Below are 12,577 nucleotides of genomic sequence, written 5' to 3' on the forward strand. Positions count from 1 at the left end.
GCCCAGATGAACCCATGCCGGGCACGGCGTGGGTCAGCTGCGCGCAGGCAGCGAGCAGCCGATGAGCAGCGGTTCGGGGTGCAGCCTGATCCCGAAGGCTTCCTCCACGCCGTCGGCTACGGCCCCGGCCACGGCCAGCAGGTCCCGGGCCGTGGCGGTGCCCCGGTTGGTCACGGCGAGGGTGTGCCGGGTGGACAGAGACGCGCGGCCGCCGGCCAGCTGCTCCCCCGCCGTTCCGGGCAGGCCGAAACCCTTGCCGAAGCCGGCCCGGTCGATCAGCCAGGCGGCGCTGAGCTTGACCTGGCCATCGGCGGCGGGCCAGCGGGGCGCGTCCGCGGGCAGGGCGGCCGCCTCCGCAGCGTCAACGATGGGGTTGGTGAAGAAGGAGCCGGTGCTCCAGGTGTCAGGGTCCCGGGCGTCCAGCACCATGCCCTTTCCGGCCCGGAGCTCGAGCACCGCCTGGCGGATGTCGTCGGCCGGTGCCGGCTGCCCGGGCTCCACTCCCAGCACGCGGGCCAGTTCGGCGTACCGCACCGCCGCTCCCAGCGGGCCGCGGTGCAGCTGGAAATCAACGCTGAGCACCACATACCGCGGGGTTCCGTCGGTGGTGGTGCGCTTGAGCAGCGACGTGCGGTAGCCGAAGGCCAGGTCGGCGTTGGAGAAAACGGTGATGCGGCGTTCCTGCCGGTCCCAGGCCCGGACCTCGGTGATGCTCTGGGAGACGTCGGCGCCGTAGGCGCCCACGTTCTGCACGGGGGTGGCACCGGCCAGGCCGGGAATGCCGGAGAGCGCCTCTAGCCCGGCCCAGCCCTCGGACAGGGTGTAGGCGACCAGCGCGTCCCACGGTTCGCCGGCCTGCGCATGCAGGACGGCCGCGTTCCCGCCCTGTTCGCGCAGTTCACGGCCGCGGGTGGCAATGTGGACGACGGCGCCGTCGAACCCCTCGTCCGAGATGACCAGGTTGGACCCGCCGCCGATCACCAGCAGCGGTTCGCCTGCCTCGTCGGCGGCGCGGACCGCGACGATCAGCTCCTCCTCCGTCTCGGCCTCGAACCAGCGGCGGGCAGGGCCGCCCACCCGTGAGGTGGTCAGCCCGGACAGCTTCAGGGACGTACCGGTGCTCACGGGAGGCGGACCAGGGCCTGCGACTTCATCAGGACCTTCTGGCCCTCGAAGGTGACTGTGAGGTCGATGCGGGCGGTGCCGGCCTCGGCGTCGAGCGCTCCGACCGTCCCGCCGACCTCGATCTGCGCGCCCGGAGCGGATGGATCCGAGGGGGTGTCGGCAACGACCACCGGGCGGGTGAAGCGTGTCTGGTAGTCGACGACGGCGCCCGGGTCCTGCGCCCAGTCGGTGACCAGCTGGACGGCGGCGCCCATGGTGAACATGCCGTGCGCGATCACGCCGGGCAGCTCCACGGAGCGGGCGAAGCCCTCATGCCAGTGGATCGGGTTGAAGTCGCCGGATGCGCCGGCGTAGCGGACGAGGTCGGCGCGGGAGACGGAGACCGTCCGGCTGCCGATGCTGTCCCCGACGGTCAGGGTGTCGAGTGCGGGTGCCATGGCTTACTGCCCCTCTCCGCGGACGAGGATGGATGAAACCGTGGTGGCCACGCGCTGCCCGGCGGCGTCGGACAGTTCGGCGCGGGTGGTGATCAACGCGCCGCCGCCCATGGCACGCACGCCGTCCACGTGGAGTTCGGCGAAGATGTCGTCGCCGGCGACGATCGGCCGATGGTGCGTGAACCGCTGGTCGGCGTGCACCACCCGGCTGAAGTCGATGCCCGCGTCCGGGTCCCGGACCAGTTCGGCGTCGGCCTGCTGGGCGATCAGCACCGCGAATGTGGGCGGTGCCACGACGTCGGCGTAACCGAGACTGGCCGCCTCAGCGGGGTCGAAGTGGGCGGGGTGGGCGGCCTGCACGGCGTGGGCGAACTCGCGGATCTTCTCGCGGGAGACCTGGTACGGCCCGATGGCCGGGTAGCTGCGTCCCTGCAGCTCGGGGTTGATGCTCATGGCCGGCCCTTCTTCGGTGCGTCCTTGGTCAGCGCTCCAACCCGCCGGCGGGCGTCGCGGGCCCGGACGGCGAGGCCGCCCAGGTGCGCGGCCATGCCGAGCACGATGAACGGCAACGCCGTGTACATCAGGGCCTGGGAGCCGGTGAATGCTCCGAGGACCACCAGCAGCACGCCGGCTCCGGAGAGGATCAGCGCGGCGATCACGATTTTCCGGTACAGCGGCGAACCGGCTTCCCATGGGGTGTTGAGCATGGTTTCAGCTTACCGGTACCCCGACGGCGGGTTTCAAAGCCCGGGTGCCTCGAAGAGGGTGGGCTGCCGGGCCGGCAGGGCGGCGGTGAACCGGCCCAGCTGCAGCCGCCTGCCCTTAAGTCGGGCCAGGTCCATGACGAACCTCTCCCCGGTCGGCGGTACGGCGGCGAGCAGCGTCGGACCGAGCACCGCCAGCACCTGCACGCCGTGCTCCCCCGCGGCCGGGTTCAGCGGATAGGCCGGAGCCGGCAGCCGGGCCAGGAACTGAGCAAAGGCCTGCGGCCTTTCCCAGCGCCGGTCCACCACGGCGAAACCGTCCACGGCGACGTCCGCGAGGACGGACCGCACCTGTTCGGCGGCCTGCGCGTTGATCCGGGCCAGGGCGTCGTCGGCCGCCGCCGGCCCGTCCCGCCCAGCGGCTGCGGGCGGGCCGGGCGGGGCCAGGAGCGCGGCCAGGGCGGCCGTCTTCACGGCGGAGCGCACCGCCTGCGGCAGCCCGAGGGCGGCGCTGACCGCATCCTCCAGGACCCGGACCACCAACCCGTCATGGGCGCGGGCGACGTACCGTGCGTGCAGGGCTCCCTGCTCAACCAGCCGGTGGTGCCGGCTGGTGTCGGAAGCGGTGCCGATCTTGGTTATGCCGCCGGCGAAGGTTGCCACGTAGAGCCAGTGCGGCTGGGCCAAATAGCGCCGCAGGCCGGCGCCCATGCGCCCGCTGCGGTGGCTGTCGTGCTGCGGGCGGACCTCGTCACGGCCGGAGCACTCGGCGCAGGCGTAACCGCCCGCTGCGGGACGCTGGGCGGGACAGGGGTGATGGCGCCGGTGGTCGGCGTCAGTAACGGACCACCAGCCCAGGCACCAGCGGGTGTCCTCCGCCAGCACCCGCCAGCCAAGGGTGCTCTCCGGTGCAAGGGACAGCGGAGCCGGCTGCCCGTCGGGCGTATGCAGTGCCAGCACCGGCCGGCCCGACCGCCAGATCGGCCCGGAGCAAAGGAAACGGCGGTCGGTGCCGTGTCCGCCGGCCCCGGCAGCGGGGGCACCTGCGGATTCCGGTCCTGCGCCGGCAGCATGCTCGGCCATTGATGTTCCCTGTTCCGGCGGCCCCGGCGCCCCGGCGGGGCGGGCAGAGAAAAGCGGGGCAGCGCTTTCCACGCTACCCCGCCTTGGTCCCGGGCCTGATCAGGCGTGCTGGGCCTCATGCTCGCCTTCGGCGATCTCCTCGAGGAGCTTGTCGTTGAAGGCCGGCAGGTCATCAGGGTTGCGGCTGGTGACGAACCCGGCGTCCACGACCACTTCCTCGTCGCTCCAGTTGGCACCGGCGTTCTTCAGGTCGGTGGCGAGCGTGTGGTAAGAGGTGAGGTCGCGGCCCTTGACCACGTCGGCGTCGATGAGCAGCCAGGGGCCGTGGCAGATGGAGGCCACCGGCTTGTGCTGTTCGAAGAAGGCGCGGGCGAAGGCCTGGGCGTCCTTGTCCACGCGGAGGTAGTCGGCGTTGACGACGCCGCCGGGCAGCACCAGGGCGTCGAAGTCGGAGGCGTCCGCGGCGGAGACCTGGAGATCGACGGTGAAGGTGTCGCCCTTCTCGGTGCCTTCGAAGCCCTGGACGGTGCCCTCCTTGGGCGAGACCAGGACGGGCTGTCCGCCGGCGTCCTTCACGGCCTCCCAGGGGCTGGTGAGTTCGACCTGCTCCACGCCGTCAGTGAGCAGGAAGGCGACCTTCTTGCCGGAAATATCATGCTTAGCCATGTTTTCCTCCGTTCCAAGATGGGTGCCGCCCGGTGGGGCGGCCGGGGCCGCTGCGGCCCCTTCCGCTCCCTACCCTAGGAAAAAACACCAATAGTAAGCAAGCTGATGTCTTCCTGCAGGCCCTTCGTCCGCGGTGGTGCTCAGGCTGCCGGGAGGCTACAGGCCCTCTGCGACGGCCGCCGCTGCGGCAAGCCAGGCCCGGCGGGTGCGCGGATGGAGGCCGGACCATCGGATCTGCCCCTTGCGCAGCGCCGGGTCATACGGGATGGTCACTGCCGCACGCGCCAGCGGACCGAATCCTGCGGCGACGGCGTCGGCCTGCGCGGTGCCCCCGTTCCGGTCCGCCTGGCTGACGATGACCACGGACTGCTCCGCGAGCATCGCGTAGTGCCCGCCCCTGGCCTGCAGCGCCTCGAGCAGGAGCGCCCCGGCCTCGGCATGCTCCTCCATGGTGGTCGTGGCGATGACCAGCTGATCGGTGTGGTCGATCATCCGCAGCCACCGTTCGGCGCTTTCGTCGTTTCCGGAGTCGATGATGTTCAGCCGGAAGTACTTCGAGGCCACTTCGTGGAGGGCGTCGAAGTCCGCCGCAGTGATTTTCTGCTCGGAGGCCAGAACATCGGGCTTCGAGCGCAGGACGTCGAACTTGTCCTCGATCTGATGGTGCACGAACCGGGCCAGCAGCGCGGACTGGGCCGACGGCGAGAGCAGCTCCCCGGTCTGCGGCAGCAGGTCCATGACGGTGGAATCGTGCGGGCCCTGTTCGGTGCGCCAGCCCAGGGTGCCCCGGGTTTCGTTGTTGTCCCAGGCGAGCACGGGACCGCCGCCGTTGCGGGCGAACACCGCGGCCAGCATCACGGTGGTGGGCGTCTTGTTCGCGCCGCCCTTGCCGTTGACGACGGAGATGGTGCGCGGTCCGGGCCAGTGCCTGCTGACGACCGAGGTGTCGTGCCGCTCCTCCAGCTCCGCCTGCGAGGGGCCGAGCTTCAGCCCCAGCCCGGCCAGCACACCGCGAAGGCCGCGGGCCGCGGGCGGCGTGGGGGCATGGGTGTCGAGGAAGGAGGCGCGACGGCGGGCTTCGCGTCGGGTCGCCGGCAGCTCAGCGACGGCGGTCTCCGACCACCCCTGCTGCAGATCCGTCCATTCAGGGGCCTGCACCCGTCCGGCCGGCGGTTCGGGCCGGTCAGCAGCCACCGGGGCGGCCGACGGGCCAGGCCGGTCAGCGGCACCGGGCATCGCGGCGGCCGGGGGCTGTCGAGGGGGCACCGGCGCGGTGACGGACGGGCCGGCGGCAGGTGCGTGATCCGCCTGTCCTCCGATTCCGCTGTAGAGGCCGAGGGCATCGGGGGTGTCTGCGAAGGCAAAGGCGGGCGCAGCCCACGATTGCTCGTCGGCCGGATGTTCGGCGGCGGCCAGGTCCTCCCGGGGACTGAAATCCGCTCCCTCCGACCCTTCCGCCTCACGTCGGCGGCGCCTGGTCAGCGGCTCGTGGGCAGCATCGTACTCGGGGCTGGTCTCGCGCATGTCTGTGTCTTTCGTTCCGGGGATTCGGCGATTGGCTGGACGCGGGGCGCACGCATGCAGATGCATGCCGCACGCCCCCTACGCTCCCCCAGGCGATTAACGACCTTCCCACACTACCGAAAAACCGCCGGCGGGGGCGGATCGGGGGTTGGCCGGAGTCATGGCTGCACCCATGGCTGCAGGTGGCCGGTCCAGACGCGTGCCTTAACGAAAAAACCCCCGGTTTCCCGGGGGTTTGTCCGTAGCGGTGGGGAGGCTCGATCTCCCGACCTCACGATTATGAGTCGTGCGCTCTAACCAACTGAGCTACACCGCCAAGAATGAGGAAAACCCGCGCGCAAGGCCTATGCTGTGTCTGCATCCTTGGCCACGCGGGCGCTCTCTTGAGAGCCCCGACCGGGAATCGATCCCGGGACCTCCATCTTACCAAGATGGCGCTCTACCACTGAGCTATCGGGGCATCGCCCCCTACCGGGGCAACGACATAAGACTCTACCAGCAGTTTTCCCGCTGCGCGAATCGAAGCAGCCAAATCCCGCGTGATGTGACGGAACACACTATATCTCCTTGTCAGCGGGCGTTTTCCCGCCTCCGCAGGAAGCCGCACGGCGTAAACTCCGTAAAGGGGGACAACAGCGTCCCCGCCGAGCCCCGGACGGGGTCGGGAATGACGGGAGTGTGGGGCACAGATGCCAAGGCACATGGGGGCCGGCACCGTCCTGGGCGGACGATATCGGCTGGTGGGGCGCATCGGTTCAGGGTCCATGGGTGCGGTGCACCGGGCCGTCGATGAATTCCTGGACCGCGAGGTCGCCGTCAAGCTCATTGCCTCCACCGCCCGCACGGAGGAGCAGCGACGCAGCGATGAGGCGGAGGCCAAGGTTTTGGCCCGATTGAGCCATCACAGCCTCATCACGCTGTTCGATGCCGGAACCGATATTTCCCCTTCAGGCACCTCCATCGTGTGGCTGGCCATGGAGCTGGTGCACGGCCCGGATCTGAGCCGCCGGCTGTCCCAGGGGCGCCTGCCGAGCCGGCAGGTGGCGTTCCTCGGCTATGACCTGGCCATCGGACTGGACTACATGCACCGCAGCTCGATCGTGCATCGGGACATCAAGCCGGCCAACATCCTGCTTTTCGACTACCGCGACGACGAGTCCCGGCTCCGGGCCAAGCTCACCGATTTCGGTGTGGCTCAGCTGGCCGGTGAGCCGCACCCCCAAAAGGGCCCGTTCACCGGCACCGCAGGGTTCATGAGCCCCGAGCAGGCCCGCGGGGAAACGGCCGGCCCGCAGAGCGACGTGTATTCGCTGGGCCTGGTGCTGCTGCAGTGCCTGACAGGCGAGCGGGCTTTTCCCGGCCCCGCCTTGGAAAGCGCTCTCTCCCGGCTGTTCCGGTCCCCCGAGATTCCCGACTGGCTCGATCCCGATTGGGCGCAGCTGCTGGGTGCAATGACCGCCCTGGACCCGTCGGACCGTCCCAGCGCGCATGACGCGTCCGAGGTGTTGTCGGACATGGCGTCCGCGGGCCGCGGCCGACGGCGGGCTGAAGACCCGGCCTCCGCGGAGGAGCAGGACCGCCTGCAGGCGCTGGGCGAGCTCGACGTCATCGACCGCGGCGAGGATCCCACCCTGGACAGGCTCACCTCGCTCGCTGCCCGGCTGCTCAACGTGCCGGTGGCAGCGGTCTCCATGGTGGGGCGGGACAAGGTGTGGACCATTGCCGGTACCGGAGCCACGCGGGGCTCGGCTCCCCTTGAATCCTCCCTGTGCCCGGTGACCGTCAGGCAGGACGGCCCGTTCATCGTCGACGACGTGCAGAACGATCCCCGCACCTGCGACGACGAGCTGGTGCGCAGCTCCCCCGGGTTCGGCTTTTACGCGGGTATCCCGCTGCGGGATGCCGAGGGCCGCGCGGTGGGCACCCTGTGCGTCATGGACCGGCGGGCACGGAGCCTGACGGGCGAGCAGGAGGCAACCCTGAAGGACCTGGCCGCGGTGGTGATGGACGTGCTGCTGCTGCGTTCGGCGGCCGGGCAGCCCCGGACTGCCGGCCGGAGCTGACCACCCAGCCGGAACGGAGCCGGGCCCCGGATATGGGAAAGGCCCCCGCCAAACGGCGGGGGCCTTTCCCATATATTGGCGCTTAGTCCTGGTAGCGCGGCTTGCGGGCGAACTTGTTGCCGCCGCGGTCGCCGTCGAACCGCTTGCGCTGCGGACGGTCGCTGCCGCGGTCGCCGAAGGACCGCTCGCCGTCGCGCTTCTTGTAACCGCCGCCGCGGGGCGCGCCGCCGTCACGGTCACGGACGGGACGGCGTCCCTTGTCCAGTTCCAGGTGGATCAGCTCGCCGCCGATCCGGGTGCGGGACAGTGCGCGCAGCTGGTCCTGGGACAGGTCGGCCGGCAGCTCCACCAGGCTGTGGTCCGAGCGGATGTCGATGCCGCCGATCTGGGCTGCGGACAGGCCGCCCTCATTGGCGATGGCGCCGACAATGGAGCCGGGCATCACGCGGTTGCGGCGGCCGACGGCGATCCGGTAGGTCGCGTTACCCTCGGTCAGGCTGCGGGACGGGCCGCGGGAGTTGAAGCTGTCCCGCTTGCCGTCGGCGCGGTCACGCTGGCGGGCCGGGGCCTGCGGCAGCTCCTCGAGCAGCAGCGGGCGGCCGTTCTGCGCCATCAGGGCCAGGGCTGCAGCGACTTCCTCGGCGGTGACCTCGGCGTTGTCGGCCACGTAGCTGTTGACCAGGTCGCGGAAGACCGTCAGGTCCTGCGAGGCGATGGTCTCGGTGATCCGCTCGGCGAACTTGGCCAGGCGCTTGTTGTTCACCACGTCGACGGACGGCAGCGGCATGTGCTCCACCGGCTGGCGGGTGGCCTTCTCGATGGCCCGCAGCAGGTACTTCTCGCGCGGGGTCATGAACAGGATCGCGTCGCCGGTGCGGCCGGCGCGGCCGGTACGGCCGATGCGGTGCACGTAGGACTCGGTGTCGTGCGGGATGTCGTAGTTCACGACCAGGGAGATGCGCTCGACGTCGAGGCCGCGGGCGGCGACGTCGGTGGCGACCAGGATGTCGATCTTGCCGTCGCGCAGGGCCTCCACGGTCCGCTCACGCTGGGCCTGCGGGATGTCGCCGTTGATCGCGGCGGCCTTGTAGCCGCGCGCCTTGAGCTTGTCGGCGAGGTCCTCGGTGGCCATCTTGGTGCGGACGAAGGCGATCACGCCGTCGAACTGCTCGGCTTCGAAGATGCGGGTCATCGCATCGAGCTTGTGCGGGCCCATGACCTGCACGTAGCGCTGGCGGATGTTGGACCCGGTGGTGACCGAGGACTTGACCGTGATCTCCGCCGGGTTCTTCAGGTACTGCTTGGCGATCTTGCGGATGGCGCCGGGCATGGTGGCCGAGAACAGGGCCACCTGCTTCTCGTCCGGGGTGGAGGAGAGGATCTGCTCGACGTCGTCGGCAAAGCCCATGCGCAGCATTTCGTCGGCCTCGTCAAGGACCACGTACTGCAGGTTGGACAGGTCCAGGGAACCCTTGGCGATGTGGTCGATCACGCGGCCCGGGGTGCCGACGACGACCTGGGCGCCGCGGCGCAGCCCGGCCAGCTGCGGGCCGTAGGGGGAGCCGCCGTAGACGGGCAGGACGGTGAAGTCCTCCATGTGCTTGGCGTAGGAGGTGAAGGCTTCGGCAACCTGCAGGGCGAGCTCGCGGGTCGGGGCGAGGACCAGGACCTGGGTGTCGCGGCTGGGGCCGTTGACCTCGGCCAGTTCGGCCAGGCGGGACAGGGCCGGAACGGCGAAGGCGGCGGTCTTGCCGGTGCCGGTCTGGGCCAGGCCGACGACGTCGCGGCCTTCGAGCAGCACCGGAATGGTGGCGGCCTGGATCGGCGAGGGCTTCTCGTAGCCGACGTCGGTCAGGGCGGCCAGGACGCGGGCGTCCAGGTTGAAGTCGGTGAAGCGGGGAGTGCTGTCCGCTTCCGGCTGCGCGTCGTCGACGGCGGCACCGGACTCGGCCTCGATGGAGGCGGTTTCGGGCAGGTTTTCGTTGATGCTCTCAGGCACGGAGAATATTCCTCACGGGGATGGAACCGGGCAGCACGGTGGCTGCAGGACGCAAGTCCGGCGCTGTTCCAATCCCAGGCAGGACTTTCCGCCACAGCTGGTGGCCGAAGGCACTGGGTTGTGCGCGCAGCCGGTGTGGCGATTTCTTTGCCGGCCTTCCCCAGGAGATGAATCTGCCCGCATAAAGGATGCGGGCCCCAACACAACGCTCCGCCGGTACTGGCGGAAAAACAGGGATACCGGAGTGGGGGATGTTTCAAGTGTACGCCATGTACGGCCGGAGCCGGTCCACCGGGCCGGTGAGCTTGGGCACAGCCGGCGATTCAGGCCCGCTTCAGGCCCGGCCCGCCGGTTCAGCCGTGGATTCCACACCGGGCGCGGCGGCAAGCCGCCGGGACGCCCGACGCAGGCTGCGCACCAGCTCCGGGGCGAGCTTCAGGCCGGCGGCCTGGGCGTCGAACAGCGCCTGGATCTGGTCTTCGTCCGGACCGCGGAAGACCTGCGCGATGCTGACGCCGTGCCCGGGCTTCGAGAGGACCTCGACGGCGTCTCCGGCGGCGACGGGCCCGGTCTTCAGCACCCGCAGATAGGCGCCGGTGCGGGCGGCGCGGGTGAACCGGGCGGTGAAACGCGGCTCCCCCATCCGATCCTGGAAGTTCCGGCAGGGGGTACGCGGGCCGGTGACCTCCAGTTCCACTGCCCCGCCGATCCGCCACCGCTCCCCCACCAGTGCGTTGGAGGCGTCAATGCCGGCCAGGCGCAGGTTCTCGCCGAACAGCCCCGGCGGGATCTCCCGTCCCAGTTCCGCGGCCCAGTAGTCGGCGTCAGCCTGGCTGTATGCGTAGACCGCCTTCGTCTCGCCGCCGTGATGCCGGCGGCTGACCTGGACGTCGCCGGTGAGGCCCAGGTCGTAGACCTGGACCGGGCCGTCCACCGGGCGCTTGTCGATGGCGGTCACTCCCACGGTGTCCCGGGTGGGATGCAGCTGATGGACGCGGCACACGGCCAGCACGGTTCCGGCGGTCATGGGGCCCATCCTAGACGAGGCCGCGCGGCCCGCACCGGCTTATGACCGGCTTTCCCGCACTCCCGGCTGCGCCCCTTCGACGGCGGCGCCGGGCAGGTACACGGGCCGCCGGTTCCAACGGCGCCTGCGCTGGTAGGCGCACAGCAGCCAGGCCAGCACGGACACGCCCCAGAACACCCCCAGGCTCGCCGCGATCAGCCACAGCTGCGGCTGCTGGGCGTCCAGGTCCTGCGCGCCCAGCAGCAGCGCGGTCTTCTTGGGCGACAGGTAGAAGATGACGGCGCCTGCGGCGAGCAGGGCGGCCCCGGCGCCGCGCAGGCGCCGGTGGCCGGCGGGCAGGTCCATCAGGTCGCGCAGCAGGACCGCGCCCAGCAGCGCCACCCACACCCAGTGGTGGGACCAGGAGACCGGGGAGACAAGCAGCATCAGCAGCGCCGTCCCCGCCAGGGCCGTCATGGGCCGGCCCGCGACGTCCGCGCGGCGGATCAGGACCGCGACCGCCGCCAGGGCAGCCGCCGCCAGGACGAGCCACACGCCGGTGCCTGGAAAGTCCGGACCGGCGATGTGCGCAATGGCCCCGCGCAGGGACAGGTTGTCCACGTATCCGGGGCCGCCGATCCGCTCGGTTTCGGGCAGCAGCTCACCCCAGTAGGTGCGTGACTCGCGCGGGAGCACCAGGAAGCCGAGGGCGAAGGTGGCCAGGAACCCGACCGCCATGTTGCGCAGCCCCCGCCAGTCCCCCCGGAGCAGGTAGTAGAGGCCGAAGACAAGCGGGGTCAGTTTGATGCCGGCGGCGATGCCGGTGAGCAGCCCGGTGGGCCGGCCGGGCCGGCGGGAAAGGTTGTCCCCGAGGATCAGCATGAAGAGCAGGATGTTGATCTGCCCGAAGGCGATGGTCTCGCGCCACGGGCCGAGGGCTGCCAGCAGTCCGAAGCCGAAGATTGCGGCAGGTCGCAGCCACGGATGCGCCAGCACCTGCAGCGGGCTACGCCGCCCCGCGAGCCAGCCGGTCAGCCAGACCGCGGCGAGGAAGGTGAGGAGGTAGGAAAGGATGCGGAAGAGCAGGAAGCCGAGCGAGTCGCCGAAAGGCGCCAGGAGGGCGAAGACCAGGGCGGCGAACGGCGGATAGGTGAACATCAGCGGCGGGTTCTCGCCGTTGGGGATGGAGCGGGTGTACAGCTCGCCCCGTGCGTCGATGACGCTCTGCCCGCCCAGCAGGTAGACCCGGAAGTCCAGGCCGTCCGCAGGTGCCGCCAGGTATCCGAGCCAGACCAGGCCGGCGGCTGAGAGGGCAGCCGCCGCGGTCAGCGCAAGCATGGCCACGCCGCGGGATCCGCCGACTGCTGCCACGCGGCCCTCCTGCCTTCGCTTTGGTGCCGCCCGACGGGCCGCGACGACCAGTCTACCGGCGGCTCTCCCTGCCGAGGACCCCCGGGCCCGCAAACAGCGCCGCCCGGGTAGGTTGGAGGAGATGAAAGCGCCGCGCCCTCCCCTGCCACGAACCCTCCGCTTCGCCTGCACCGGGTGGCTGCTGTCCGCTCTGCTGCTGGGCGCCGTCGGGATCTCCTTCATCCTGTCCGCCCGCACCGGCGGCGACGACGGCCCCGGACTGATGAGCCTTGGGGTCCTCAGCCTGGTCCTGGGACTGGTGGCCGCCTGGGGGGCCCTGCAGCTGCGCCGCGGCCGGCGCAGCGGGCGGGAGACCCTGACCAGCCTCGGCGTCCTTCTCGGGGTTCCCCTGCTGTTCCGCGGCGCATCCCTCGCCGCGCTGGGCGTGCTGCTCCTGGCCTGCGCGGCGCTGCTCTGGCTGCCGGAGAGCGTGCGCCACCTGCGGACCACCGACCCGCGCCCGCCGCGGCGCCGCGGCCGCCCCCTTCCCCCGCGCTGACGGCCGCCGGGGCGGAGCCCGTTAAACGGCACGGGGGGCCGGCGGTTGCCCGCCGGCCCCC

Annotated in this window: 12 protein-coding genes and 2 tRNA genes; 2 read left to right on the forward strand and 12 right to left on the reverse strand. The window is 70.9% G+C overall.

The features are described 5' to 3' along the window. Positions 1–33: 33 nt before the first annotated feature. The 9 genes from AC5RV6_RS02290 to AC5RV6_RS02330 all read right to left on the reverse strand — a co-directional run bounded on the left by AC5RV6_RS02290 (position 34) and on the right by AC5RV6_RS02330 (position 5,999). Positions 34–1,125 (reverse strand): UDP-N-acetylmuramate dehydrogenase, encoded by a 1,092-nt coding sequence (locus AC5RV6_RS02290; RefSeq protein WP_494005660.1) that lies wholly within the window; start codon positions 1,123–1,125, stop codon positions 34–36. Next, positions 1,122–1,562 carry a MaoC family dehydratase gene (locus AC5RV6_RS02295; protein ID WP_494005661.1) on the reverse strand — a complete coding sequence of 147 codons (441 nt, stop codon included), beginning with the start codon at positions 1,560–1,562 and terminating at the stop codon, positions 1,122–1,124. Before AC5RV6_RS02295 ends, AC5RV6_RS02290 begins: the two co-directional genes overlap by 4 nt. A 3-nt stretch (positions 1,563–1,565) precedes the next feature. Continuing rightward, complete coding sequence (locus AC5RV6_RS02300; protein ID WP_494005662.1) at positions 1,566–2,015, reverse strand: FAS1-like dehydratase domain-containing protein; 450 nt, start codon at positions 2,013–2,015, stop codon at positions 1,566–1,568. Next, complete coding sequence (locus tag AC5RV6_RS02305; RefSeq protein ID WP_494005663.1) at positions 2,012–2,269, reverse strand: hypothetical protein; 258 nt, start codon at positions 2,267–2,269, stop codon at positions 2,012–2,014. The genes AC5RV6_RS02300 and AC5RV6_RS02305 overlap by 4 nt, the downstream gene beginning before the upstream one ends. Before the next feature lie 33 nt (positions 2,270–2,302). Further along, positions 2,303–3,349 carry a DUF2797 domain-containing protein gene (locus tag AC5RV6_RS02310; RefSeq protein ID WP_494005664.1) on the reverse strand — a complete coding sequence of 349 codons (1,047 nt, stop codon included), beginning with the start codon at positions 3,347–3,349 and terminating at the stop codon, positions 2,303–2,305. A gap of 99 nt (positions 3,350–3,448) precedes the next feature. Beyond that, the gene (locus AC5RV6_RS02315) at positions 3,449–4,015 is read right to left on the reverse strand and encodes a type 1 glutamine amidotransferase domain-containing protein (RefSeq protein WP_494005665.1); all 567 of its coding nucleotides are present in this window, start codon (positions 4,013–4,015) and stop codon (positions 3,449–3,451) included. A 156-nt stretch (positions 4,016–4,171) separates the two neighbouring features. After that, entirely contained in the window at positions 4,172–5,539 is a 1,368-nt protein-coding gene (locus AC5RV6_RS02320; RefSeq protein WP_494005666.1) for a MinD/ParA family ATP-binding protein, read from the reverse strand. A gap of 242 nt (positions 5,540–5,781) precedes the next feature. Next, a tRNA-Met gene (locus tag AC5RV6_RS02325) sits at positions 5,782–5,855 on the reverse strand. 72 nt (positions 5,856–5,927) lie between these two features. Then, positions 5,928–5,999 (reverse strand) — tRNA-Thr (locus AC5RV6_RS02330). A 241-nt stretch (positions 6,000–6,240) separates the two neighbouring features. Here AC5RV6_RS02330 and AC5RV6_RS02335 point away from each other — a divergent pair. Beyond that, positions 6,241–7,602 (forward strand): protein kinase domain-containing protein, encoded by a 1,362-nt coding sequence (locus AC5RV6_RS02335; protein ID WP_494005667.1) that lies wholly within the window; start codon positions 6,241–6,243, stop codon positions 7,600–7,602. A gap of 82 nt (positions 7,603–7,684) precedes the next feature. On the opposite strand, the gene AC5RV6_RS02340 is transcribed toward AC5RV6_RS02335, so the two are convergent. The 3 genes from AC5RV6_RS02340 to AC5RV6_RS02350 all read right to left on the reverse strand — a co-directional run bounded on the left by AC5RV6_RS02340 (position 7,685) and on the right by AC5RV6_RS02350 (position 11,978). Beyond that, positions 7,685–9,601 (reverse strand): DEAD/DEAH box helicase, encoded by a 1,917-nt coding sequence (locus AC5RV6_RS02340; RefSeq protein WP_494005668.1) that lies wholly within the window; start codon positions 9,599–9,601, stop codon positions 7,685–7,687. Between the two features lie 334 nt (positions 9,602–9,935). Further along, on the reverse strand, positions 9,936–10,628 hold the full coding sequence (locus tag AC5RV6_RS02345; RefSeq protein WP_494005669.1) for an MOSC domain-containing protein: 693 nt from the start codon (positions 10,626–10,628) through the stop codon (positions 9,936–9,938). Between the two features lie 39 nt (positions 10,629–10,667). Next, positions 10,668–11,978, reverse strand: a complete 1,311-nt coding sequence (locus AC5RV6_RS02350) for a glycosyltransferase 87 family protein (protein ID WP_494005670.1) — start codon at positions 11,976–11,978, stop codon at positions 10,668–10,670. 121 nt (positions 11,979–12,099) lie between these two features. On the opposite strand from AC5RV6_RS02350, the gene AC5RV6_RS02355 reads away from it, so the two are divergent. Beyond that, complete coding sequence (locus tag AC5RV6_RS02355; RefSeq protein WP_494005671.1) at positions 12,100–12,516, forward strand: hypothetical protein; 417 nt, start codon at positions 12,100–12,102, stop codon at positions 12,514–12,516. Positions 12,517–12,577: the final 61 nt, after the last annotated feature.

The sequence above is a fragment of the Arthrobacter saudimassiliensis genome, from assembly GCF_059090665.1.

Bases quoted from the DNA above. Each gene is read 5' to 3' on its own strand.
- AC5RV6_RS02295 (WP_494005661.1), bottom strand. From the start codon at position 1,562: ATGGCACCCGCACTCGACACCCTGACCGTCGGGGACAGCATCGGCAGC.
- AC5RV6_RS02305 (WP_494005663.1), bottom strand. From the start codon at position 2,269: ATGCTCAACACCCCATGGGAAGCCGGTTCGCCGCTGTACCGGAAAATC.
- AC5RV6_RS02320 (WP_494005666.1), bottom strand. From the start codon at position 5,539: ATGCGCGAGACCAGCCCCGAGTACGATGCTGCCCACGAGCCGCTGACC.
- AC5RV6_RS02335 (WP_494005667.1), top strand. From the start codon at position 6,241: ATGGGGGCCGGCACCGTCCTGGGCGGACGATATCGGCTGGTGGGGCGC.
- AC5RV6_RS02310 (WP_494005664.1), bottom strand. From the start codon at position 3,349: ATGGCCGAGCATGCTGCCGGCGCAGGACCGGAATCCGCAGGTGCCCCC.
- AC5RV6_RS02315 (WP_494005665.1), bottom strand. From the start codon at position 4,015: ATGGCTAAGCATGATATTTCCGGCAAGAAGGTCGCCTTCCTGCTCACT.
- AC5RV6_RS02355 (WP_494005671.1), top strand. From the start codon at position 12,100: ATGAAAGCGCCGCGCCCTCCCCTGCCACGAACCCTCCGCTTCGCCTGC.
- AC5RV6_RS02345 (WP_494005669.1), bottom strand. From the start codon at position 10,628: ATGACCGCCGGAACCGTGCTGGCCGTGTGCCGCGTCCATCAGCTGCAT.
- AC5RV6_RS02300 (WP_494005662.1), bottom strand. From the start codon at position 2,015: ATGAGCATCAACCCCGAGCTGCAGGGACGCAGCTACCCGGCCATCGGG.